Origin of the sequence: Limosilactobacillus vaginalis DSM 5837 = ATCC 49540 (assembly GCF_000159435.1) — a bacterium.
In the GTDB taxonomy this organism is placed as follows: domain Bacteria; phylum Bacillota; class Bacilli; order Lactobacillales; family Lactobacillaceae; genus Limosilactobacillus; species Limosilactobacillus vaginalis.
Window position 1 is genome coordinate 1 of record NZ_GG693447.1, and the last position, 444, is coordinate 444.

Annotated in this window: 2 protein-coding genes; both read left to right on the top strand. The window is 41.4% G+C overall.

Translation table 11 applies throughout. The features are described from left to right. Nucleotides 1-223: hypothetical protein (locus tag HMPREF0549_RS08940; RefSeq protein WP_003717981.1), on the top strand; the 223-nt coding region annotated here is incomplete at its 5' end. Between the two features lie 15 nt (nt 224-238). After that, a partial coding sequence (locus HMPREF0549_RS09600; RefSeq protein WP_445013410.1) for a hypothetical protein occupies nt 239-444 on the top strand: 206 nt, incomplete at its 3' end.

A 444-nucleotide genomic window follows, 5' to 3' on the forward strand; every position in this document is an offset into this window, starting at 1 on the left:
TTTTAACCCGTCACCTCAATTTTCAGACATTAGCCTGCGGGCAAAAGATGAGGCCGGAGATATTTTAACAGAACATTATCTATCAGAAAAAGGCCATCTCTCAGCGCCTCTGAACAAGGTCACCAATGCTGAGATAGCTGAAGAGATGGCATATTGCTACGCAAGAATGAAAAGTGATATACTGGAATGTTTTAAAAGGCAGGTGGGCAAAGTTAAGGATTAATTATCAGGAGTAATTATGCGGAACAGAATCATGCCTGGTGTTTACATAGTAATAATTCCTTACGTTATCGTAAGCATTTGCTATCTCCTTTTCCGCCACTACATTCCTGGTGTTTCTTTTTCAGCTCATAGAGATGGTCTTGGGGCGACATTGTCATCATATGCAGGAACCATGATTGCAATCCTGATTGCTGCCTTGACGTTTCTAATCGGAAGCAGAAC